The organism is Herbaspirillum chlorophenolicum, assembly GCF_001189955.1.
GTDB classification, from domain to species: domain Bacteria; phylum Pseudomonadota; class Gammaproteobacteria; order Burkholderiales; family Burkholderiaceae_D; genus Herbaspirillum; species Herbaspirillum chlorophenolicum.
In genome coordinates this window covers 1-18,744 of the sequence record NZ_LFLT01000004.1, presented here as the reverse complement: position 1 = coordinate 18,744, position 18,744 = coordinate 1, and the positions used below count along the sequence as shown (strand labels likewise).

17 protein-coding genes are annotated in these 18,744 nt (G+C 61.3%); 10 read left to right on the top strand and 7 right to left on the bottom strand.

Translation table 11 applies throughout. From position 1 onward, the window contains the following. Window positions 1-30: 30 nt before the first annotated feature. The gene (locus AKL28_RS04240; RefSeq protein ID WP_050466820.1) at window positions 31-1,518 is read right to left on the bottom strand and encodes a protein adenylyltransferase SelO; all 1,488 of its coding nucleotides are present in this window, start codon (window positions 1,516-1,518) and stop codon (window positions 31-33) included. A gap of 168 nt (window positions 1,519-1,686) precedes the next feature. Between AKL28_RS04240 and AKL28_RS04235 the strand changes: the two genes are divergently transcribed. The 5 genes from AKL28_RS04235 to AKL28_RS04215 all read left to right on the top strand — a co-directional run bounded on the left by AKL28_RS04235 (window position 1,687) and on the right by AKL28_RS04215 (window position 5,812). Continuing rightward, complete coding sequence (locus AKL28_RS04235; RefSeq protein WP_050466936.1) at window positions 1,687-2,634, top strand: branched-chain amino acid ABC transporter permease; 948 nt, start codon at window positions 1,687-1,689, stop codon at window positions 2,632-2,634. 4 nt (window positions 2,635-2,638) lie between these two features. After that, the gene (locus AKL28_RS04230) at window positions 2,639-3,958 is read left to right on the top strand and encodes a branched-chain amino acid ABC transporter permease (RefSeq protein WP_050466819.1); all 1,320 of its coding nucleotides are present in this window, start codon (window positions 2,639-2,641) and stop codon (window positions 3,956-3,958) included. Then, window positions 3,955-4,716, top strand: a complete 762-nt coding sequence (locus tag AKL28_RS04225; RefSeq protein WP_050466818.1) for an ABC transporter ATP-binding protein — start codon at window positions 3,955-3,957, stop codon at window positions 4,714-4,716. Before AKL28_RS04230 ends, AKL28_RS04225 begins: the two co-directional genes overlap by 4 nt. Further along, window positions 4,706-5,425: an ABC transporter ATP-binding protein gene (locus AKL28_RS04220; protein WP_050466817.1), complete on the top strand. Its 720-nt coding sequence runs from the start codon at window positions 4,706-4,708 to the stop codon at window positions 5,423-5,425. Before AKL28_RS04225 ends, AKL28_RS04220 begins: the two co-directional genes overlap by 11 nt. 96 nt (window positions 5,426-5,521) lie before the next feature. Beyond that, the gene (locus AKL28_RS04215) at window positions 5,522-5,812 is read left to right on the top strand and encodes a hypothetical protein (protein ID WP_050466816.1); all 291 of its coding nucleotides are present in this window, start codon (window positions 5,522-5,524) and stop codon (window positions 5,810-5,812) included. 68 nt (window positions 5,813-5,880) lie between these two features. Here AKL28_RS04215 and AKL28_RS04210 read toward each other — a convergent pair whose 3' ends face one another. The 3 genes from AKL28_RS04210 to AKL28_RS04200 form a co-directional block, all read right to left on the bottom strand. Continuing rightward, window positions 5,881-7,194: an MFS transporter gene (locus tag AKL28_RS04210; protein WP_050466815.1), complete on the bottom strand. Its 1,314-nt coding sequence runs from the start codon at window positions 7,192-7,194 to the stop codon at window positions 5,881-5,883. Window positions 7,195-7,403: 209 nt separating this feature from the next. Further along, window positions 7,404-8,162, bottom strand: coding sequence for an SDR family oxidoreductase (locus AKL28_RS04205; protein WP_050466814.1), 759 nt, complete (start codon window positions 8,160-8,162; stop codon window positions 7,404-7,406). 39 nt (window positions 8,163-8,201) lie between these two features. Next, window positions 8,202-9,635 carry an aldehyde dehydrogenase family protein gene (locus AKL28_RS04200; protein ID WP_050466813.1) on the bottom strand — a complete coding sequence of 478 codons (1,434 nt, stop codon included), beginning with the start codon at window positions 9,633-9,635 and terminating at the stop codon, window positions 8,202-8,204. A gap of 401 nt (window positions 9,636-10,036) precedes the next feature. On the opposite strand from AKL28_RS04200, the gene AKL28_RS04195 reads away from it, so the two are divergent. The 5 genes from AKL28_RS04195 (at window position 10,037) to AKL28_RS04175 (ending at window position 14,265) form a co-directional block, all read left to right on the top strand. Then, window positions 10,037-10,900 carry a FadR/GntR family transcriptional regulator gene (locus AKL28_RS04195; protein ID WP_414735686.1) on the top strand — a complete coding sequence of 288 codons (864 nt, stop codon included), beginning with the start codon at window positions 10,037-10,039 and terminating at the stop codon, window positions 10,898-10,900. Between the two features lie 87 nt (window positions 10,901-10,987). Then, window positions 10,988-11,929 carry a LysR substrate-binding domain-containing protein gene (locus AKL28_RS04190; protein ID WP_050466812.1) on the top strand — a complete coding sequence of 314 codons (942 nt, stop codon included), beginning with the start codon at window positions 10,988-10,990 and terminating at the stop codon, window positions 11,927-11,929. 80 nt (window positions 11,930-12,009) lie between these two features. After that, window positions 12,010-13,191 (top strand): GGDEF domain-containing protein, encoded by a 1,182-nt coding sequence (locus tag AKL28_RS04185; RefSeq protein ID WP_050466811.1) that lies wholly within the window; start codon window positions 12,010-12,012, stop codon window positions 13,189-13,191. Between the two features lie 46 nt (window positions 13,192-13,237). Next, the gene (locus AKL28_RS04180) at window positions 13,238-13,606 is read left to right on the top strand and encodes a hypothetical protein (RefSeq protein WP_050466810.1); all 369 of its coding nucleotides are present in this window, start codon (window positions 13,238-13,240) and stop codon (window positions 13,604-13,606) included. A 353-nt stretch (window positions 13,607-13,959) separates the two neighbouring features. After that, the gene (locus tag AKL28_RS04175) at window positions 13,960-14,265 is read left to right on the top strand and encodes a KGG domain-containing protein (RefSeq protein WP_050466809.1); all 306 of its coding nucleotides are present in this window, start codon (window positions 13,960-13,962) and stop codon (window positions 14,263-14,265) included. An 84-nt stretch (window positions 14,266-14,349) separates the two neighbouring features. On the opposite strand, the gene AKL28_RS04170 is transcribed toward AKL28_RS04175, so the two are convergent. The 3 genes from AKL28_RS04170 to AKL28_RS04160 form a co-directional block, all read right to left on the bottom strand. Beyond that, a complete protein-coding gene (locus AKL28_RS04170) occupies window positions 14,350-17,019 on the bottom strand; it encodes an autotransporter family protein (RefSeq protein WP_197091041.1) in 2,670 nt (889 codons plus the stop codon). A 231-nt stretch (window positions 17,020-17,250) separates the two neighbouring features. Then, complete coding sequence (locus tag AKL28_RS04165; protein ID WP_050466807.1) at window positions 17,251-18,006, bottom strand: YoaK family protein; 756 nt, start codon at window positions 18,004-18,006, stop codon at window positions 17,251-17,253. Between the two features lie 509 nt (window positions 18,007-18,515). Further along, window positions 18,516-18,744 (bottom strand): transporter substrate-binding domain-containing protein (locus AKL28_RS04160; protein ID WP_156226228.1); only part of this gene is annotated, 229 nt, incomplete at its 5' end.

The window sequence follows — 18,744 nt, the reverse complement described above, 5'->3', positions numbered from 1 at the left end:
GGAAGTGTAATGCTTTCCGCTGCGGGCCGCTCAGGAGGAGCAGCTCACTTCCAGATGGCTGGCCCAGTCCGGCGGCAGGTCGGCGTATTTGTCGTGCTCGGGCTGCTCGTCGAATGGGCGGCTCAGGATGGCCTGCAGCTTTTCCACTTCGGAGAAGTCCTTGCGCTGCGCCCGGTCGATGGCGACCTGGGCCAGGTAATTGCGCAGCACGTATTTGGGGTTGACGGCATGCATTGCAAGCCGGCGGCTGGCGTCGTCGCTGTTTTCGGCGCGCAGGCGCTGGCGGTATTGCACGGCCCAGGCGTCGAAGGCGGGGCGGTCGATGATGAGGTCGCGCAGCGGTTCGTCGGCGGCCGGGTTGTCGATCTGCAACTCGCCAAGGCGGCGGAAAAACAGCGTGAAATCGACATGGCTGTTCTGCAGGATGGCGAACACCGCATCGATCAGTTTGCCGTCATCAGGCTGGAACGTCTTCAAGCCCAGCTTGGCGTGCAGCAATTCGTCCTGTTTGACTTCGAATACCGCCTCGTAGCCGGCCAGAGCGGCTTCGGTGTCTTCCACGCTGCCGACCAGCGGCAGCATGGCCTGGCCCAGCGCGAAGCAATTCCACTGGCCGATGCGCGGCTGCATCTGGTAGGAATAGCGGCCCTGCTGGTCGGTATGGTTGCAGATGTGGCGCGCATCGAAGGCTTCCATGAAGCCGAACGGGCCGTAATCGAGCGTCAGGCCAAGGATGGACATGTTGTCGGTATTCATCACGCCATGCATGAAGCCGACCGCCTGCCATTGTGCCATCAGCTCGGCGGTGCGGCGGGTGACTTCGGTGAGCAGCGCCTTGTAGGGGTTTTCCTGCGCCAGCAATTCCGGATAAAACTGTTCCAGCACGGCATCGGCCAGTACCTTGAGTTCGTCGAAGCGCTGGTTGTAGTACCAGTGCTCGAAAGAGCCGAAACGGATGAAGCTGGGGGCCATGCGGGTGACCACGGAGGCGGTTTCGGCGGTCTCGCGCATGACGCGCTGGTCGGAACCTGTCACGGCCAGTGCGCGCGTGGTCGGGATGCCCAGCGCGGCTATGGCCTCGGAACACAGGAATTCGCGGATCGACGAGCGCAGCACGGCGCGGCCATCGCCCATGCGCGAATAGGGCGTCTGGCCGGCCCCCTTCAATTGCAGCTCGATGCGGCCTTGGCCATCGGCGGCCGGCACATCGCCCAGCGAGATCGCGCGGCCGTCGCCCAGTTGCCCGGCCCATACGCCGAACTGGTGGCCGGAATACACGGCGGCCAGCGGCAGCGAGCCGTCCGCGATGCGGTTGCCGGTGAACACTTCCAGGAAGGCGGGATCACCGGTCATGGAACGGTCCATGCCGATGGTGGCGGCTGCAGCGTCGCTGAAACCGACCAGATAAGGCGCTGGCAGCGGGGTAGGTTGCAGGCGCGTGTAAAAAGCCGGCGGGAAGTCGGCAAAGCGGTTACCGAAGGACGGCAAGGGGGCCGTAGCGTCTGAAATGGTAGTCATGGCAGGTAAATGGTGCTGTCGGTGCTGATCGCAAGGCCGCTGCGGATGCGTCCGTACGCAATTCGTCATTTTGACAGAGAACCGCTAATCCCATAGGATCGCGCTACTTTTGAGAACAGGTTCTAAACCCTGCCGCGATTGCGGAAGGGCAATTTTTCGCGGGCATCCTTGGAATTCGCACTGATCACCTTCCTGAACGGCCTGGGCTACGGCTTCCTGCTGTTCATGCTGTCCTCCGGGCTGACGCTGATCTACAGCATGATGGGCGTGCCCAACTTCGCCCACGCCAGCTTCTACATGCTGGGCGCCTACGTCGCCTATTCGATCTCCAGCGTGCTCGGCTTCTGGCCGGCGCTGTTCATCGCGCCCGTGCTGGTCGGCCTGGCCGGCGCCCTGGTCGAGCATTACGGCCTGCGCATCGTGCACCGCTACGGCCATGTCCCCGAGCTGCTGTTCACCTTCGGTCTGTCCTACCTGGTGGTGGAGCTGGTGCAACTGGTGTGGGGGCGCTCGCCGGTACCTTACCGTATCCCGGCCGGGCTGGATGGTACGCTTTTCACGCTGTATTCGACCTCGTTTCCGGTCTATCGCGGTTTCATGCTGCTGGTGGCCGGGCTCATGCTGCTGGCCATCTGGCTGCTGCTGCGCCATACCCGCATCGGCTTGACCATCCAGGCCGCGCTGACGCATCCGCAGATGGCCGAAGCGCTCGGCCACAACGTGCCACGCGTATTCATGCTGGTGTTCGGCGGCGGCTGCGCGCTGGCGGCGCTGGCCGGGGTGATCGGCGGCAATGCCTTCGTCACCGAGCCCGGTATGGCGGCGGCGGTGGGCAGCATCATCTTCGTGGTGGTGGTGGTGGGCGGACTGGGGTCACTGGCCGGCGCGTTCATCACCTCCATCCTGATCGGCATGATGCAGACGTTCGCGGTCGCGCTCGATTATTCGCTGGCCGGCATGCTGGGTTCGCTGGGCCTGGGCGTGCCGGCTACCGGGCCGCTGGCGCAGGTGCTGCGGCTGACGCTGGCGCAGGTTGCGCCGATCCTGCCGTACCTGTTGCTGGTGGCGATGCTGATCGTGCGGCCCAAGGGCCTGATGGGCAAGCGGGAAGGGTAAGGCGATGGCAAATTCTTCCCTCCCGTTGCGCCGCGCCTTGCCGTGGCTGTGTTTTGCGCTAACGCTGTTGGCCGCGCCGCTGGTGTTTCCGCAGAGCGCGGCGCTGTCGCTGCTGTCGCAAATGGGCACCATGGTGCTGCTCTGCCTTTCGTACAACATGCTGCTGGGCGAGGGCGGGATGCTGTCCTTCGGCCACGCGGTGTATTCGGGGCTGGGGGCGTTCGGCGCCATCCACTTGATGAACCACATCGGCGACGGCAGCGTGCCTTTCCCGATCACGCTGGTGCCCTTGGCCGGCGGCGTGGTCGGCGCGCTATGCGGCGTGGTCTTCGGCTACCTGACCACGCGCCGCGCCGGCACCACCTTTGCGATGATCACGCTGGGGCTGGTCGAGCTGGTATCGGCCGGCGCCCTGATGTTCCCGGACCTGTTCGGCGGCGAGGGCGGCATTTCCAGCAACCGGGTGGTGGGCGAGCCGGTCCTGGGCATCAGCTACGGTCCGCAGATCCAGGTCTATTACCTGATCGCCGGCTGGCTGTTCGTATGCGCCATCGCCATCTGCGCGCTGGCGCACACGCCGCTGGGCCGCATCCTCAATGCCGTGCGCGACAACCCCGAGCGCGCTGCCTTCATCGGCTACGATCCGCAGCGTGTGCGCTATCTGGCGCTGATCCTCTCGGCGTTCTTCGCGGGCGTCTCGGGCGGGTTGTCGGCCATCAATTTCGAGATCGTCAGCGCCGAATACGTGGGGGCGCTGCGTTCCGGTTCCATTCTGCTGTTCACCTTCATCGGCGGCGCCGGTTTCTTCTACGGCCCCATCATCGGCGGCGTGGTCGGGGTGCTGTTTGCTTCGCTGCTGTCGGCTTATACCCAGGCCTGGCAGTTCTACCTTGGCGCGTTCTTCATCCTGATCGTGATGGCGCTGCCGGGTGGCCTGGCCAAACTGGTCGACAACTTCGCCCGCGTGCTGCGCGCACAGGCGCTGGATGCCGCCCTGGCGCGGCTGCTGGCGGCGCTGGCATTGTCCGGATTGCTGGTGCTGGCGGGAACCGTCCTCGGCACCGAAATGCTGTACCAATTGAGCCTGGGCAGCCTGGCCGACACCGGCAGCGGCGTGGCGCCGGTGGTGTTGTTCGGCTTGGCCATCGACGTCCATTCGGCCTGGGCCTGGCTGCTCGCCGTGGCACTGGTCGCCGCCGGCGTCGGCGCGATCGTCCGCTTGCGCCAGCCGTGGTCGGCCGGCTGGAATGCTGCGTGGAAGAAGGTGGAGTCGTCCGAACATGCATGGCGTCAGGCCGGCGCGAAAGAGCGGGAGGAGGCATGAGTGCGAGCCATTCCCTCGAACTGCACGGCGTGCGCAAAGCCTTTGGCGGCACCGAGGTCATTTGCGGCGTCGACCTGCAACTACGTGAAGGCGAACGCTGCGCGCTGATCGGCCCCAACGGCGCCGGCAAATCCAGCCTGTTCAATCTGGTTTCAGGGCGTTATACCGCCGATGGCGGCAGCATCCTGCTGCATGGCGAAGACATCACGCGCCTGGCCCCGCAACAGATCAACCGCATGGGGCTGGCGCGCAGTTTCCAGATATCGAGCCTGTTCCCGCGCCTGTCGGCCTTTGAGAACGTGCGCTGCGCCGTCTTGTGGAAACTCGGCTACCGCTACGCCTTCTGGCGCCGTATCGGCCGATTGCACGATGCCGCCGACCGTGCAACTGCTGTGCTGGACAAGGTCGGCCTGCGCTCGCGCGCGCATTTGCCCGCAGGCGAGCTCAGCTATGCCGACCAGCGCGCGCTCGAAGTGGCGGTGACTATCGCCGCCGATGCTTCGGTGATCCTGCTGGATGAGCCGACCGCCGGAATGAACCGCGCCGAGGCCGAGGCAATGGTGGCACTCATCCGAGAAGTTACCGCCGGCAAGACCTTGCTGATGGTGGAGCACGACATGGAGGTGGTGTTCGACCTGGCCGACCGCATCGCGGTAATGGACAACGGCCGCGTGATTGCCTGCGACGACGCGCACAGCATCCGCGCCAATCCTGACGTGCAGCGCCTTTACCTGAACCGGAGCAGCCATGCGGCCTGAGCCTGGCCTCTTGCTCGAAGTGGAGGACCTGCACGCCTGGTACGGCCAGAGCCACGTGCTGCAAGGCATCCGCCTGCAGGTCGGCGCGGGAGAGATCGTCAGCGTGCTGGGGCGCAACGGCGCAGGCCGTTCGACCTTGCTGAAGGCCCTGGTCGGGCAGGTACGCAGCGAAGGCATTGTGCGCTTTGATGGTACGGGCATCGGCGGTTTGCCGACGTATGAAATCGCCCATCGAGGCATCGCCTATGTGCCGGAAAGCCGCGATGTCTTTCCCACATTGACGGTGGAGCAGAACTTGCTGCTGGGTAAAAAAAGTGGCAAGCAACCGGCCGATGGCTGGCGTTTCGACGACATGTACGCCATGTTCCCGTCGCTGCACAAACGGCGTACGGTGGCCGCCGGAGCCTTGTCCGGAGGCGAGCAGCAGATGTTGTCGCTGGCGCGCGCGCTGATGGGCAACCCCAGGCTGATCCTGATCGATGAGCCGACGGAAGGGTTGTCGCCGCAGATGGTGGAGCAGGTGGCCCGCTATCTGCGGGAATTGCGCGAACGTGGCGTGGCAGTGTTGCTGATCGAACAGAAGCAGGCGATCGCGCTGGACATTTCCCAGCGCGTCTACGTAATGGGGCGCGGGGAGGTTGTGTTTCATGGCACGCCTGTGCAATTGCTGGCCGATACTACGGTGCAGCGCGATTGGCTGTCGGTCTGAAGGTTTTCCGAATAGTCATTTTTCTCGGATGGCGCCGATGGTTCGCAGGCAAGGGAGCGTACACAATCGGCATTCCTCTTTTCCGGAATCCTGCCCATGCTCAACTGGATGCTGTTTCTTGCGGCCGCTGTACTCGCCGTTTATGCTGCGGACCGTGCCTGGTTGCGCCATGTGGCGCGCACGGCGCAGCAACTGCATGACCCCGAAGGCTATCTGGAACTGACTGCGCGCATGACTGAACTGTGCCACGGCGACCGCGCCCATGTGGACGCTTTGGTTGAAGAGCAAAAGCGGCGGCATCCGCAGGCCACCCATGCGGATGCCGTGCGACTGGCCATGCGCCAATTGCTTGAACCGCGGGAAAGCGATGCAGGCAACATCAGGTAAGCCCATGAAAAAACGGCGGCTCCCGAAAGAGCCGCCGTTTTCATTTTCGCCGGAAGAGCGCCAGTGTATTACTTGTTCACCAGCTTGGCCGGTAAGGTCAGCGTCAACAAGCCACCGATCACCAGCGAAGCCGCCAGCACGTACATGCCGGCGTTGGTGCTTTGGGTGGTGTCCTTCAGCCAGCCCACCAGGAACGGGCTGACGAAACCTGCCAGGTTACCCAGCGAGTTGATCAGCGCGATGCCGGCGGCCGCTGCGGTGCCCGACAAAAAGGCCGTCGGCAGGCTCCAGAATAGCGGCAGGGTGGTCAGGATACCGATGCTGGCCAGCGTCAGCGAAGCCATCGCCATCGTGGTGTTGTGGTCGTACACGGTCGAGGCCAGCAAGCCCACGCATCCAAGGAAAGCCGGGATGGCGACGTGCCAGCGGCGCTCGCGGCGGGCGTCGGCGCTGCGGGCGATCAGCACCATGGCGACGGCGGCGAAGGCGTAGGGAATCGCGGTCAGCAGGCCGACATTGAGCGGATCGGTGACGCCGGTAGTCTTGATGATGGTCGGCAGCCAGAAGCTCACGCCGTACAGGCCCATCACGAAGCAGAAGTAGATCAATGCTCCCAGCCAGACGCGGCCGTGGGAGAACATCTCCGACAGCGAAAGGTGTTCTTTCTGGCTGTCTTCCTTGCGGATGTTGGTTTCCAGCAGGGTCTTCTCTTCTTCGTTCAGCCAATGCGCGTCGCGGATGCGGTCCTTCATGTAGAGGATGACCAGCACGCCCAGGATCAGCGAAGGAATGGCTTCCAGGATGAACATCCATTGCCATCCGGTATGGCCCCAGATGCCCGGCATGGAGTGCATGATCCAGCCCGACAGCGGGCCGCCGATCACGCCCGACAATGCGATGCCGGTCATGAACAGCGCAGTGATTTTGCCGCGGCGCTCGGCCGGGTACCAGTAGGTCAGGTACAGGATCACGCCGGGGAAGAAGCCGGCTTCGGCCACGCCCAGCAGGAAGCGCATGATGTAGAACATTTCCGGCGTGGTGACATAGGCCATCGCGCCGGAGATGATGCCCCAGGTGATCATGATGCGGGCGATCCACAGGCGGGCGCCCACCTTGTGCAGGATCATGTTGCTGGGGACTTCGAAGACGAAATAACCGATGAAGAAGATGCCGGCGCCCAGGCCGTAGACGGTTTCGCTGAACTTGAGGTCGGAGAGCATCTGCAGCTTGGCGAAGCCGACGTTGACGCGGTCGAGATAAGACGCCACGTAGCACAGGAACAGCAGCGGCAGCAGCCGCCAGGTCACTTTGGCGTAGGTGGCATTCTCAAAGGATGCCGGGGTGTTGCCGGGCGAGGCGGTCGGGCCTGCGTTGTAAGTCATGTCTCACTCCAAAAAGTGTGCGCGGAATTCTTATATTTGTCTGCGCCGCAAAGCCACATCCGGGCCATATGACTTGCGTGGTGCCGCATCCGGGTTTCGCTGTTGTCGTTATCGGTATGCGGGAATTGCCTTTCCGCTGCATCCGTTGGCGAGTGCCCTGCATTGTAGTGGCGGCGGCGCGGTTGTCAATGCGTCGCCGCCCGCTTCGGTTACACGCAACGGCCGCCGTCTACCTCGACGCACACGCCGGTAACGAACTCAGCCTCGTCCGATCCCAGGTAAAGGCAGGCATTGGCGATGTCCTGCGGGGTCGAAAAGCGGCCCATGGGGATGGTCGCCACGAACTTCTTGCGGTTTTCCGGGGTGTCGGGCACGCCCATGAATTCCGACAGCAGGCCGGTCGCCGAGATCACCGGGTTGACGCAGTTCACGCGGATATTGTCCGGGCCCAGCTCGGCAGCCATCGATTTGCTGGTGGTGATGACCGCGCCCTTGCTGCCGTTGTACCAGGTCAGTCCCGGGCGCGGACGGATGCCGGCGGTGGAGGCAATGTTGATGAACACGCCGCCGCCTACCTTGCGGAAATGCGGCACGAAGGTCTTGGCCGACAGGAAGATGCTCTTGACGTTGACCGCATAGACTTTGTCGAACTCGGCTTCCTCCACTTCCAGCATGGGCCGGTTGCGATGCGTGGTACCGGCGTTGTTGACGATGATGTGCATGGCGCCGTAGTTTTCCAGCGCGGCCGCCAGCAGGCGATCCATGTCGGCGGCCTTGGAAACGTCGGCCTTGACGAAGACGGCACGGCCGCCGGCTTGCTTGATTTTCTCCACCACGCGCAAGCCGCCGGCCTCGCCGATGTCGGCCACCACCACCGATGCGCCTTCGCGCGCATAGGTTTTGGCGATGCCTTCGCCGAATCCCGAACCGCCGCCGGTCACAATGGCCACTTTGTCTTTCAAACGCATGTTGTCTCCTGGTTGATCAATTGATGAAATGGTCGCAGCTCAGCCGTGGCGGATCGCGATGGTTTTCAATACGGTGAAGCCGTAAAGGGCTTCGAAACCTTTCTCGCGTCCGTGGCCGCTGGCCTTGACGCCGCCGAAGGGCAGCTCGACGCCGCCGCCGGCACCGTAATTGTTGATGAACACCTGGCCGCTGCGGATGGCACGCGCCAGGCGCATCTGGCGTGCGCCGTCATTGGTCCAGACGCTGGCCACCAGACCGTAGTCGGTGCCGTTGGCCAAGCGGATCGCCTCGGCTTCGTCGTCGAAAGGCATGGCTGCCAATATCGGCCCGAACACTTCCTCTTGCGCCAGGCGGTGCTGCGGCGGCACGTCGCGCAGCAGGGTGGGGGCCTGGTAGAAGCCGGAAGCGGGCGACTTGGGATCGATGCTGCCTTGGGCGACGATGGCGATCTTGTCGCTGCGGGCATCGGAGAGGAAGCCGGCCACGCGCTCCTGCTGCGTCTTGCGGATCAGCGGGCCGCAATCCAGGTCCATCTGCGAGGAGCCCACGCGCAGCTTGGAAAACAGCTCGCCCAGGCGGTCCAGTACCTTCTCATAGGCGCCGCGCTGCACCAGCAGACGGCTGCCGGCGGAGCAGGTCTGCCCGGCGTTTTGCACGATGGCGTTGACGACCACCGGCAGCATGGCGTCGAAATCGGCATCGTCGAACACCACCTGCGGCGACTTGCCGCCCAGTTCCAGCGTCACCGGCGTATGGTGTTCGGCGGCGGCGCGCACCACCACCTTGCCGATGTTGGGCGAGCCGGTGAAGGACACATGGTCGATGTCGGGATGCCGGACCAGCACATCGCCGGCTTCATGGCCGTAACCGGTGACGATGTTCAATGCGCCTTCCGGGAAGCCGACTTCGGCCGCCAGTTCGGCCACGCGCAGGATGGACAGGCAGGCGTCTTCAGCCGGCTTGACCACGCAAGTGTTGCCTGCAGCCAGCGCACCGCCCACGCAGCGGCCGAAGATCTGCATCGGATAGTTCCAGGGGACGATGTGCGCGGTCACGCCATGCGGTTCGCGCAGCGTCAGCACGGTGTAGCCGGACTGGTAGGGAATGGTGTCGCCATGCAGCTTGTCGGCGGCGCCGGCGTAAAACTCGAAGTAACGCACGATGGCGGCCGCATCGGCGCGCGCCTGCTTCATCGGCTTGCCGCAGTCGCGGCCTTCCAGTTGAGCCAGCTCTTCCTGGTGCTCTTGCAGCTTGGCCGACAATTTCATCAGCAGGCGGCCGCGTTCGGCGGCCGAGAGCTTGCCCCAGGCGCCTTCGTAGGCGTGGCGCGCGGCCTTGACGGCGCGGTCGATGTCCGCCTCGTTGCCGCGCGCGATCGCCTCGAAAGCCTGGCCGTCGGAGGGATCGATCACAGGGATGCTTTCGCCGGAAGATGGCTCGACCCAGCGGTTATCGATGAAGTGCTGTTTCATGTGCGGTGCGTCCTTTCGTGAGAATCCTGAGCTGGAGATGCGTAAAGCGTATCCACCCGGCGCAGAGCCCGATGGCTGATACAAAAAAGCCAAGTGAAACGGCAGGCAAGCATGCGCGACATGCCGCGCGGCCTTGATGGGTTGTGGTCTCCTGTCGTTATGGCGTCCGCTACAGTTCGTGGCGTTGGCGGCGCGGCTTATGGATGCTCAATCTAAGGGAGGGGCTTAAAGCTGTCAATTTATTTTACTTATTTGGTGGCCACTTTCTTTGGCAAAAACACTCTGCGCGCGCAGCAAATCCGCTACCATGCACATCAAGTCGGCCGTGTTCGCGGCCCAGCAGTGATGCGGCATTGCAGCGAAAATGACCGCACCGTGCGACATATAAAGTGGGAGACGATATGCCGAAATCCAGCCAGCCGCGCCATCCAGGCGGCACACGAGCGGATGATGCGGATGCCGCAAACGGCGGGGTATCCGCCAAAGTTGTCAATTTGAAGAATGTGGCGCGCCCAGCCGGCAGCTCACCTGAAATCCTGACGCTGGCGGCGGCCGGCCTCGGGCCGGTCCGCCCGGAACGCTTCGCCGAACGCATCTATGAGACGCTGTTCCACGCCATCGTCGAGGGCCGTATTGCGGTAGGCAGCAAGCTGCCGGCGGAAAACGACCTGGCGACGTTGTTCGATGTGTCGCGGCCGGTGGTGCGGCAGGCACTGGACCGTTTGCGCGAAGACCAGCTGGTTGAGTCGATCCGCGGCTCCGGCACGTATGTGAAGGAAAAGCCGGGACTGGCAGCGACATCGCAGGATGCCGAGCCCGAGACCCGCATCGGCCACATCATGAACGGCCTGGAGCTGCGCCTGGTGATCGAGCCGGAGTGCGCCTACATGGCCGCGCTGCGCCGCAATGCACAGGATTTGGACAAGATGGAGCGCCTGCTGGCCGGCTTCGAGCAAGCCAATGCCGTCGGCGGTATCGCCCACCATTTCGATTTCGCCTTCCATGAGGCGATCGCCATGGCCACCGCCAATGTGCGTTTCGTGCAGGTGATGAAGACGCTGGAATACGATGTCAGCCACGCCGTGAACATGCTGCGCCACCTGATGCATATCCCGCCATGGACGCGTTCGCAGGATGCGATGGACGAACACCGCCATATCTTCAACCTGATCCGCGAGCAGGATGCCGAGGGTGCCCGGCGCGCCATGCGCGGCCATATCGAGAACGCCCGCACACGAATGTTCAACAGCCGGCCCGGGATGTAGCGCCTGCGCCATGCTGTCAAGTAAGTTGACAAATCAGGCGTGCGGCGGCACAAGACAATCAAGAACGAACCACTGGAATTTCCCCGAATGGAATTGCGTCAACTGCGGTATTTCGTCGCCATCGTCGACCACGGCTCCCTCTCGCGCGCCGCACGCGTGCTGCACATTGCGCAACCGGCCCTGACCCAGCAGATCCGCCAGCTGGAAGACGAGATGGAGGCGCAACTGCTGCACCGCTCGGCCCAGGGGGTGATTGCCACCGATGCCGGCAAGGTGTTTTATGAGCATGCCCTGGCGATCCTGAAACAGATCCAGGACGCCAAGCAGGCTGTGGCGCAATCGACCGACAAGCCGTCCGGCACGGTGGCGCTGGGGATTCCGCAAAGCGTGTCCAACGCGCTGGCGTTGCCGCTGCTGAACGCGGTGCGCTCCACCTATCCCGAGATCACGCTGCAACTGACCGAGGAGCTGACCGGCAACCTGATCACCCAGCTCAAGTCGGGTCGCATCAACCTGGCGGTGCTGTTCGACGATGGCCAGCTCTCTTCCTTCGCCACCACGCCGATGATCGAAGAGGAGATGATGTACATCACCCGCGCCAAGTCGCGTTATGGCGTTTCCGGGCGCCGTGGCGTGCAGCTGGCCAAGGCGATCGAGGCGCCGCTGATCCTGCCGGGGCTGGCGCATGGCGTGCGGCCGCGCATCGAAAACCTGGTGCGTTCCAGGGGCATGGCGCTGGAGAACGTGATCGAGATCAATTCGGTGGCGATCCTGAAATCGGCCATCCTGGCCGATATCGGGGCCACGATCTTGCCGGTGGCGCCGCTGCTGGCGGACATCGAGCGCGGAGAAATGGTGGCGCATTCCATCGCCGGAGAAAAAATCTCGCGCACGCTGGCGCTGTGCGCCTCCAAGAATATCCCCCTGACCAACGCTGCGGCGGCAGTCGAGCAATTGGTGCTCGATGTGACTGACGAATTGTGCCGTTCGGGTAAATGGGGGCATACCGAATTGCTGAAACGGGAATAAGAGTTTGGCCATCGCAGTAACCCATGCGATAACATATGTCCCATCATTTTTTCTTGCCTCTGTGAGGCGGACGTATTCGGATGAATCCATTCACGGCCAGTATCGCTTTGGCTATCGTGCAGCTCTGTAGCAGCCTGATCATGGCCGGGGTGTTCCTGAGTACGCCGACCGAGCGCTGCACGCGCTACTGGGCGTTGTCCGGTGTCCTGGCGGCGTTTTCCATCTGCCTGATCGTCTTGGTCCAGGCCGGCTCGACCGGCATTTGGCGCGCCGCCGGTTTGCTGGTCGGCAATACCAGCCTGTTTGCTTCCTGCATTGCCGCCTGGAGCGGCTTGCGCAGCTTCTATCAGCGTCCGGCGCGCTGGTGGCCATGGCTGTTTACCGTGGTCTACGCCGTGTTGTTCGGCGCCTTGCTGGCCATGGATGCCAACTTCACCCAGCGCAGTTACCTGGCGATCGGCGCCATGCAACTGGTGTTTTTCCTGGTGCTGATGGAATTCAAGACAGGCTTGTCCGGCCCGCAGGCGCGCCGCTATGCGCGCTGGACCTTTGGGCGCGGCATAGGCATTGCAGCGATGATCATCCTGAGCGCAGTCTATATCGCCCGCCTGGTGATTTCGTCGTTCCACCCCGAAGTCTTCGAGCCGCCGCGGATGAGCGATCTTGGCGTGGCCCTGGTTTACCTGATTCCGCTGGGCGGCAGCTTGTTGCTGTCGGCAGCATTGCTGATGGTGTATTTCGAGCGGCTGGTCGCCGACAAGCAACGCCTGGCAACCGAGGACGAACTGACACGCGCCCTCAACCGGCGCGAGCTGGTGCGCTGCGGCGAACATATGCTGCGCGATGCGGTCTCCAAAAGCAGCAGCCTGACGCTGGCCTTCATCGATGTCGACCATTTCAAGCATATCAACGACCGCTTCGGCCACCTGGTGGGTGACAGGGTGCTGGCGAGCATCGCTGCCGTCCTGCGTGAGAATTGCCGCGATGGCGATGTGCTCGGCCGTTATGGCGGGGAGGAGTTTTGCGCGGTATTTCCCGGTCTCAATCAGTTCGAAGCCAACCGCATCGGCGCACGGCTGATCGAGGCAGTACGCGACCATGCCTTCGACCATGGCCAGACGGTTACCATCAGTGCCGGGCTGGTGGTATTGCAGCCGGGCCAGAGCCAGACCTGGGATGCTTTGGTGCACCAGGCCGACATTGCCTTGTACCGCGCCAAAGCCGAAGGGCGCAATGCTTTCCGCATGGCCCAGGTGGCTTGAGGATGGATTTGCCGTTTCCGTTTACAAAACCGAAAGGAAAAGTGCGATGACCGATAAAGTTGACATCCATTGGCTGAGCGAGCCGGAAGAGCAGGATTATCCCGCCGCCAAGTCCTACCTGAGTCTTTTGTATGACGAGGCGAAAGCGGGCCGCTATGCCGATCAGCTCCAGCAGGCCCCCTTGTCCAAGTTCAAGGCCAAAGACATCTTTCGTGCATCTGGGCTATCGCTACTCGGCACCAGCAATGCGCACGTCGAGAAAGACCGCCAGAAGATTCTTGCCGGAAACAAGCTCTCGCCGCTGCTGCTGGTCAGGGATACCGGAGTCAGAGTTCTCATTGCCGATGGCTATCATCGGTTGTGTGCGGTATACGCGTTCAGCGAAGATGCCTTGATCCCCTGCAAGATCGTCTGAACAAACACGGTTTCATCCCGAATCGCCTGGCATAGGCCGGCCTGTGCGCTCGACCACTTTGTCTCTGTCGATCCCTCGAAAGTATCCGGGAGGCAACCTGACGGCAGGAACCGGTAAGCTCATCTTCATGCTTTCCTTCATTTCCTACAGCCAATGCCTACATGGACTGATGAACTCTTCTGATAGTGGCGGCCGTGAATGCTTTTTACACTGCTGACGTGGACAGACGGTTTGCCCCATCAGCGATATCCGGCAACCGGCTTGGCATCGCTGTGAGACAGGGCTTGAACTCCCGACTGCCCTCTGATTACTTCCCACTTCACTTTTGAGTATTCCAGACAAAGGAGTCAGACATGGCAAATGCACAAAACCCTGGCAGCAGCCGCGGCTTCGCAGCAATGGATCCGGGCAAGCAGCGCCAGATCGCCAGCATGGGCGGCAAGGCAGCCCATGCCAAAGGCGCCGCCCACGAGTTCACCTCGGCCGAGGCCCGCGAAGCGGGCCGCAAGGGCGGACTGAACAGCCATGGCCGCAAGAACATCACCAATGCCAGTTCCACCGGCGACAACATGACTGTCGCGCCTGCGCAGATGACCCAAAGTACGCCGCAAGCATTACAGCCGCAGCAGTCGGACATCAATCCGTCACAGCAAAGCTGAAGACTGTCTTCCGGACGAACAGCCTGGCTGCGCTTGCTTGCGCAGCCAGGCCGTTGCCGTTATGCCCGAGAACTGCATCCTGACTTACCAGACATAACGCAAGCCAGCGGTAATCGTATGTGCAGAATTGCTCTTGGCAACGGTGGCATCGTAGCTCAGATAAACCTGCATATTCGCGGCGTTGGAGTAGATGAAATTGACGCCGAGCAGGGCTGCATCACGCCACGTTTCCGCTCCCTGCACCGTAAAACGCTGTCCGGTGACATCGCCGACAAACAAGGCTTGGAACTGCGGCGTACGGCTGGCAAATTCATGCAGCCAGCGTGCCTTGCCCTCTAAGGTCATCTTTCCGCTGCCTAAAGCGAAGTCCTTCATCAAGGCCGCCCCCAGACCGGAGCGCACGCTCTGCGTAGTGGCACTGTCGGCATTCAAACCTATTTCTCCTGCGCCACTTTCGGCAAAGCCGGGTTCGCGCTGCCGCATATAACTCAGGGAGGCCAATGGCTTCAGCGTCAGTTGCCCGGACAGCGGCAGCTTATAGCCACTCTCCAGATAGAAATTCACATGTTGTCCGGTGTAAGCCGCATTGGCCCTCTGGCTGGTATTGGCGAAATTGATGGTGCGGTTAATCGAGTTTTTCTGCCAGCCGGCACTGAGAATTGCGTCGGAATAAAAAGCATCATGCTGATAGCTGCTGTAGATGCCGAGCTGATAGGCATCCGTCTTCGCGCTTGCATCATAAGCAGAGAAATTGCCCTGCAATTGTGAAATATCAATGCCGGCGCCGATCAGCCATTCAGGCGAGATCCAGCGGTCCATGCCGGCGGCCAAGCCATTGATGCGGTAATCCACACCAGCAACCACATTGCTGCTGACGTGGCCGTCGCTGTAATACGGACGTGCCCACAAGGCGGAATCATGCGCCATGTCGCGCGGCAGATTGCCGGACAGGCGTTGCGTCAGGGCTCGTGCAAACATCTCACTCTGCCGCATATTCAAGCCAGCCAGCGTTGCATGCACATCGCCGCCCCCCAGGTTGCTGAATGTGTTTTGCGCCTGCGCCGCCGACATCACTACCAATTGATCGACCGTATCGGTCATGCCTCCGGCCTTGGCATTCGCATCCAGCGAAGCGGCCGCGGCTTTGTCGTTATCGGTCGTGGCAATCTCGGCGAAGCTGACATTGTTGCGTTGATAACCGATGAATACGCTGTTGTTGCCGGCGCCGTTGAATACCGTAGTATCGAGAAACGCAGATGGCGTATAGACGGAAAAGGTGCCGGTGACGCAATTGCCCGTGCAATGAATGATTTCCTGCTGCTGGAATGCGTCATAGTTGCCCGGCATGAAATTGGCCGTGACCTGACCACCCTGCAGACTGACAGTGCCAGGATTGGCAACGATCAGCTTGCCTGCAGAAGTTGGTGTGATATCAATCAGCAATGTACCCGAACTCAGATTGGTGTAATTGCCATTGATCGTCAGCGCGCCGGTGCCGTCTCCAGCACCCGGATGCACGGTACCGCCATTGATCAGGTTGCCGGCGACGCTGCCGACACCTGAAAGCACACCCACTACGGTTCCAGGCGCAGCGCCGGCGCTGCTGCTGGCAACCGATGTGGTGCCGCCGGTAGTGGCCAGGGTACCGGCAGTATCGATGTACACCGGACTGGTCAGCACGCTGTCCAGCGTTAGCGTACCGGTTTGGATCAAGGTGCTGTTGAACGTGGCATCTGTAGTCCAGTTCCATGCGGTACCGCGCATGGTCAAGGTATTGAAGTTGCGGAACTCGCTGTTGACCAGGCCGCTGCCTTCCAGATAAACGTTGCTGTTGCCCTTGCCTCCATCTGCGGCACCCACAATCTGGGAGCCGGTGCGCAGAATCAATGAATTGTTGAGGCTGTTGCCAAGGATGATGGCGGTATCGCCGTTGACGCCGCCATGTCCTTCGAGATAGCCGCTGTTGATTACCGTATCACTGCCGTTGAGGCCGCGTATGGCATATGAGCTGCCGCTGATGATGCTGCCGGTATTTGTGATGCTCGACGTGAAGCTCGAACTGACGGTATTCATGAACACACCGTCAGAGCCATTGCCTTGCACATTGATGCTGCCGTTATTGGTAAAGCTGTTGGCATTGCCTTGCGCATACACGGCTGTCGATGACGAACCGGTTGTCGTGATGGTGCCGTTGTTGGTGATCGTGTTGTTGCCGCCCACGACATGGATCGCATCCGAACCGCTGTTCAACGTGGAAATTGTGGCGCCCAGGCTGTTGACGATGGTGTTGCCGACTCCGCCCCCGCCAGCGGCAGAAGTGCCCACGGTGATGCCGTAAATATTGGCCCCGGTTACCTGGATCGAACCGTTATTGGTAATCACGTTATTGTTGGACAGCGCGGAGATTCCCGCCTTCAGGCCGCTTCCCGATCCTGCCGCTGTAGTGATGGCGCCATTGTTGGTGACGCTGCTGTTGCCGACAACCTGTATTCCCATTCTGGAAAAAGATATTGCTCCCGGGGAAACGGTGACGTTGACATTGTTGCTATTGGCAGCTGAGATCACACTCGGCGACGTGCCGCCGGAAGGCGTGCAACTGACGCTGGTATTGGAGGCCGGCGCGGTATTGTCGCAGGCGGCCCATGCACTGCCTGCCGTCAGACTACTTAAGCCGATAACAATGGTGAAATAGTGAATGCGAAAGCGATGAAGGAGAAAAGATGGATGGCTGCGTACGTATTGCAGATACATCATCATGTTTCCTTTGCAATTGGCTAGGAAGGTGTGCCTGAATCAACGCTGTATCGCAATTGATCCTGTACGGGACAGGAGCGCGAAATCAAACCTGATGGACGGGATGTCTCTTTACATTTGCCCATGTGGACTTAGTTATTGTTGTTTTTGTTCCCAGTAATCTGGGTTGTTTCTTATAACTGATTTACATCGATTGACAAGGTATTTGATGATTCAGGGTGTTTACGGGCCCTAATTCCGAACCAGGTCATCGATCAGCGGTACCAGCGCCAGCAAGAACAAGGACGCTGCCAGTGGAATGGTTGCCAGAAAACCCACCGCCTTGAAGCCCATCGCACCGATTACACCGCCCAGAAAGAACATCAGCAGCAACGATGACAGCAGGAGCAACTTGCGGTATGCCGGCTGTATCTGGTCGTCCGTCAAATGCTCGCCCGGCATGCGGGGAGCCATCGTCCAGTAGCACATCTTGCCGATCTCGATACCGATGTCGGTTACCAGTCCGGTGACGTGGGTCGTACGGATTTCGGCGCGGGAGATCTTGGTGATCATGGCATTCTGCAAGCCCATCACATAGCACAGCAGCGCCACTGTGGCCGGTACGAACAGCAGCCGATGTCCCTCCAGGTTGCTGCCGAGGATACCGAAGCACAGCAGCAATACCGCCTCCAGCATCAGCGGCATGGCATATTCGCTATGGGTCTGGCGGCGGCGGCCCCAGTTGATCATCACGGCGGATGTCGCCGCACCGGCGATGAAAGCGAGCAGGGCGCTGGCGCCCGTCACCAGCAATATGGCCTGGCCCAGCACCAGGTCGTCGGCCAGTGCCGAGACGATGCCCGACATGTGCGATGTGTATTGGCCCACCGCCAGGAAGCCACCGGCATTGATAGCCCCGGCGACAAAAGCCAGCGAACGGCCAAGATGCCGGTTTGACAACTCGGTGCGCGCCGGGCTGGTAAGCCGGCGCAGGTAATTGATCGGCATGACGGATTCAGGGCTATCGGGAATTGCTGTAAGAATACTTCCCAACGGGGCGATATGGCAGACATCCCGCAACAAGCTGACCTGAATCATGGCATCGGCGTTGCCCGCCTGCGACGCCGGAGATGCGTTGTATCATCGGCAGCGATTGCCCGGGACCATTGCTATAGGCAAAAAAATGGCCACCTGGGGGAGGCGGCCTGAGGGGAGGGATATTAAGACGCCAGAGATCGGGGGAATCTCCGATGAATTTCTGCTTATGAAACGACTCGTGGGAATAAACCGATTAGGGGAAGGACGTTTCCAGAGCCGGACGGAGGGGGACGTTCCGGCCTGAAAATTGATGTCCATCGGTTTCGAGTGCGTTGAGATGCATAGTATCGTCGCGTCGCAAAAAAACAGATCGGACAGTATCCGATTGGTGTGTCAGAAAAACACCTACAAGGAGCGGCCGGCCTCATCGAAGCATCCATGTACCGATGAACCTGCCTGAGTCTCGGCCGCTCTGTGCATCATTGGTAAGTGGTCGCGATCTTCTGCGGCAATGGCACGTTCAGCCACTTCTTGACGATCGTGTTGAGTTCGCCGCTCTTCTTGGCCGCGGTGATGGTTTCGTTGACCTTGGCCAGCAGTGCCTCTTCGCCCTTGTTCAGGCCCACGCTGCAGCTCGATTCGTGGATGATGTACTTCAGTACCGGCTTGTTATTGGGCGCCTTCTCGCCCAGCGCATAGGCGACGAAG

What these genes read in the sequence shown, in the direction of transcription:
- AKL28_RS04240 (WP_050466820.1), bottom strand. Translation starts at nt 1,518, where the DNA reads ATGACTACCATTTCAGACGCTACGGCCCCCTTGCCGTCCTTCGGTAAC.
- AKL28_RS04230 (WP_050466819.1), top strand. Translation starts at nt 2,639, where the DNA reads ATGGCAAATTCTTCCCTCCCGTTGCGCCGCGCCTTGCCGTGGCTGTGT.
- AKL28_RS04225 (WP_050466818.1), top strand. Translation starts at nt 3,955, where the DNA reads ATGAGTGCGAGCCATTCCCTCGAACTGCACGGCGTGCGCAAAGCCTTT.
- AKL28_RS04220 (WP_050466817.1), top strand. Translation starts at nt 4,706, where the DNA reads ATGCGGCCTGAGCCTGGCCTCTTGCTCGAAGTGGAGGACCTGCACGCC.
- AKL28_RS04215 (WP_050466816.1), top strand. Translation starts at nt 5,522, where the DNA reads ATGCTCAACTGGATGCTGTTTCTTGCGGCCGCTGTACTCGCCGTTTAT.
- AKL28_RS04210 (WP_050466815.1), bottom strand. Translation starts at nt 7,194, where the DNA reads ATGACTTACAACGCAGGCCCGACCGCCTCGCCCGGCAACACCCCGGCA.
- AKL28_RS04205 (WP_050466814.1), bottom strand. Translation starts at nt 8,162, where the DNA reads ATGCGTTTGAAAGACAAAGTGGCCATTGTGACCGGCGGCGGTTCGGGA.
- AKL28_RS04200 (WP_050466813.1), bottom strand. Translation starts at nt 9,635, where the DNA reads ATGAAACAGCACTTCATCGATAACCGCTGGGTCGAGCCATCTTCCGGC.
- AKL28_RS04195 (WP_414735686.1), top strand. Translation starts at nt 10,037, where the DNA reads ATGCCGAAATCCAGCCAGCCGCGCCATCCAGGCGGCACACGAGCGGAT.
- AKL28_RS04190 (WP_050466812.1), top strand. Translation starts at nt 10,988, where the DNA reads ATGGAATTGCGTCAACTGCGGTATTTCGTCGCCATCGTCGACCACGGC.
- AKL28_RS04185 (WP_050466811.1), top strand. Translation starts at nt 12,010, where the DNA reads ATGAATCCATTCACGGCCAGTATCGCTTTGGCTATCGTGCAGCTCTGT.
- AKL28_RS04180 (WP_050466810.1), top strand. Translation starts at nt 13,238, where the DNA reads ATGACCGATAAAGTTGACATCCATTGGCTGAGCGAGCCGGAAGAGCAG.
- AKL28_RS04175 (WP_050466809.1), top strand. Translation starts at nt 13,960, where the DNA reads ATGGCAAATGCACAAAACCCTGGCAGCAGCCGCGGCTTCGCAGCAATG.
- AKL28_RS04170 (WP_197091041.1), bottom strand. Translation starts at nt 17,019, where the DNA reads ATGATGTATCTGCAATACGTACGCAGCCATCCATCTTTTCTCCTTCAT.
- AKL28_RS04165 (WP_050466807.1), bottom strand. Translation starts at nt 18,006, where the DNA reads ATGCCGATCAATTACCTGCGCCGGCTTACCAGCCCGGCGCGCACCGAG.